Source organism: Streptomyces sp. WELS2 (assembly GCF_013870595.1).
In the GTDB taxonomy this organism is placed as follows: domain Bacteria; phylum Actinomycetota; class Actinomycetes; order Streptomycetales; family Streptomycetaceae; genus Streptomyces.
In genome coordinates this window covers 1-2,699 of record NZ_JACBWZ010000822.1, presented here as the reverse complement: position 1 = coordinate 2,699, position 2,699 = coordinate 1, and the positions used below count along the sequence as shown (strand labels likewise).

Genomic DNA, 2,699 nt, shown 5'->3' with positions numbered 1-2,699 from the left:
ATCCACGCGGCCCGGTTCGCCGACGAGGTCCCCGACACCGTGCGAGGAGGGCGGGGTCGGACTCGGCGGCCGGGCCGGGCGGGGGCGGGTAGGGCGGGCGTGGGGGGTAAGGGGGCTGCACGGAAACATTTCCTTTCCAGCCGCAGGACCGCATGCGCGCGGGCGTCCCGTGGAAAAACAGTGCCTGTCGGTGCATACGTGCATACCTAAAGGGCCGGCCGGACGTCGGCGTCCGCCTTTGCCCTCCCGCGGGGAGGCTCACCTTGACACAGGCGACTCACCGGAAACAAGGAGCCGGAATACCCCGGCGGAGAAGTCCGGCTTCCCTCAATGGTTACCGCTGGTATCTCCGGACGGTGTTCGACCCGGCGGCCGACTTCTCGACGAAAAGGCCGGATGGCGGGCCAAATGTCCAATTCCGGTATTCGTGTGGTCCGGGCCGTACGCGACTCCGCCGACATCCGGTCAAACCCTGGCCGACGCACCGACGCACCCTTCCTCCTCCCCGGCACGGTGCGTGATGCTCTGCTCACCGAAGGAGCGCAGGGATCCCCGCGACCCACGAAGGAAAGGAGCAGACCATGCCGCTCGGAAGGATCGCCGTCTACAACGACGCGGACGGCGTGGGCATCATCACCGACGAGCACGGTGAAAGGCGCCCTTTCTCCTGCATGGAGACACAGACGACCCGCGAGGGTCAGCGGGTCGCCTTCGAGGTGATCGGCGCGAAGGCGACCAACGTGGTCGCCGTCCGGTGACCCCGCCGCACCTCCGCGCCCGGTCCCGGACACCGGCGCCCCGCCCCGGTGCCGACGGGGCGGGGCGCGGTGTCGTCCGGGCCGGGGCGGGCTACTTCTCCCCGCCGGACGGCCGGAGCGTCCACAGGACACTCATCTCGCCGGTCACCGCGCCGTCCGCGCGCCGTATCTCGACCGACACGGGGAACTCGGGGCGCTGTCCGGCGTCGAGTTCGGCGACGACCTCGGCGACCGGGCGGCCCAGGGTCGCGGTCGCGGTGACGGCGCCCATGGCCAGCTTCCTGTAGGCGATCTCGGCGCGGACGGCGAGCGGCACGGCGCGCGAGAGCTGGTCCCCGAAGGCGGCCAGCACGATGGCCCCGCTGGCCGATTCCCCGAGGGTGAACATCGCACCGGCGTGCGGGCCGCCCACGTGGTTGTGGTACGCGTCCTGGTCCGGCAGGGAGACCACGGCCCTGTCTGCCGTGGTCTCCAGGAACTCCAGGTTCAGGGTCCGGGCCATGGGCACGGTGGCGGCGAGCATCTCGCCGATCGACATCTGGTCTGCGCTCATGGCCGTCATGTTACTCACGAGTAGCAGGGGCTGGCCAGAGAAGCGCACTAGGGTTACAGGCCATGTGGCCAGATCAGCAGCCGCCAGGGGGCGCGCAGAACCCGCAGCACGATCCGCGGCAGAACCCGTACCAGCAGCCGGGACACCCGCAGCCGAACGCCTACCGGCAGCCCGGATACCCGCAGCACCCGCAGCCGGGCCCGTACGGCGAGCAGCCCCCCGGCACCCCGTACGGACACCAGCCCCCCAGCGCCCCGTACGGCGAGCAGCCTCCGGGCTCCCCGTACGGGCAGCAGCCACACACCGGTCGGCAGGCGCAGCAACCTCCGCAGCCGCCCGGTCCGTACCCGCCCCAGCAGCCGACGGGCGGCCCCTACGCGCAGCCCCCGACCGTCCCCTACGGGCAGCCGCCGCAGTGGGGGCAGCCGTCCGCGCCCGAACCCCCGCACGGCGGCGGCCGCACGAAGCTGGTCGCCCTCGTCGCCGCCACGGCCGTCGTGGTCACCGCGGCCGTCACCGGCTTCCTGGTGCTGGGCGGTTCGAAGGACGACGAGGCGGACGGCGGCAAGGACGCGCGGACCACGAGCCCGTCGCCGGCCCCCACCTCGCCCGCCTCCCCGGCCGCGACCGACAACCCCCGCTCCGGCGGGACGGAGAAGCCGACGGTCCCGGGCTGGAAGGTCGTGGTCAACGCCAAGTACGGGACGGCCTTCGACGTGCCGGCCGACTGGGAGGTGCAGCGCGCCGGCGTCTTCACCTTCTTCGAGGACAAGGAGAAGGGCGACGGCTCCGCGTACATAGGTTTCTCCGGCGCGTCGTTCCTCAAGCCCAGCTACTGCGTCTCCGACGACGACAAGGACGGCAGGGAGGAGACGTCGTCGCTGGCCGCGGCCGGCACCAAGGGCGAGATGGGCGCCAAGGACACCGCGAGCGTCGCCCGGGGCGACTCGGCCGCCTTCGCGTTCGGCGGGTTCACGGACCAGTCGAAGGCGGCCAAGAAGTACCTGCACATCGGCGAGGCGAAGTCCTTCACCACCGCGTCGGGCGTCACCGGCAGCGTCGCGACGTCGTACGTCAGCGGTGTGCCGAAGAAGAACAAGTGCGACACCGACGGCAAGGCGGTCACGTTCGCCTTCAAGAACTCCTCGGGCAGCTTCGTGTCGTGGTCGCTGTACGGCGCGAAGGGCGTCAAGGAGGAACTGTCCGACGCGACCATCGACAAGATCCTCGCCACGGTACGGCTGCACGGCGACCCGACCGTGGAGTGACCGCGACCGAGCCCCGCGGCTGTGGCAGATGATGCTGCTGACCGCGCTGGGCGGCACCGGGCAGGCGTTCTTCGGGCCGGCCGCGGAGGGCATGCTGATGTCCTCCGTGGCGGGCGAGCA

General features: G+C 71.4%; 3 protein-coding genes. 2 read left to right on the top strand and 1 reads right to left on the bottom strand.

From position 1 onward, the window contains the following. The first annotated feature begins 581 nt into the window (after positions 1-581). On the top strand, positions 582-758 hold the full coding sequence (locus H5J33_RS30350; protein ID WP_181797985.1) for a hypothetical protein: 177 nt from the start codon (positions 582-584) through the stop codon (positions 756-758). 91 nt (positions 759-849) lie between these two features. Here the strand turns inward: H5J33_RS30350 and H5J33_RS30345 are convergent, their stop codons facing one another. Continuing rightward, on the bottom strand, positions 850-1,311 hold the full coding sequence (locus tag H5J33_RS30345) for a DUF4442 domain-containing protein (RefSeq protein ID WP_258565504.1): 462 nt from the start codon (positions 1,309-1,311) through the stop codon (positions 850-852). A 62-nt stretch (positions 1,312-1,373) separates the two neighbouring features. Here H5J33_RS30345 and H5J33_RS30340 point away from each other — a divergent pair, with 62 nt between their 5' ends. Beyond that, complete coding sequence (locus H5J33_RS30340) at positions 1,374-2,579, top strand: hypothetical protein (protein WP_181797984.1); 1,206 nt, start codon at positions 1,374-1,376, stop codon at positions 2,577-2,579. The last annotated feature ends 120 nt before the right edge of the window (positions 2,580-2,699 follow it).

Excerpts from the sequence above, each read along its gene's own strand:
- H5J33_RS30350 (WP_181797985.1), top strand. The coding sequence starts at position 582 with ATGCCGCTCGGAAGGATCGCCGTCTACAACGACGCGGACGGCGTGGGC.
- H5J33_RS30345 (WP_258565504.1), bottom strand. The coding sequence starts at position 1,311 with ATGAGCGCAGACCAGATGTCGATCGGCGAGATGCTCGCCGCCACCGTG.
- H5J33_RS30340 (WP_181797984.1), top strand. The coding sequence starts at position 1,374 with ATGTGGCCAGATCAGCAGCCGCCAGGGGGCGCGCAGAACCCGCAGCAC.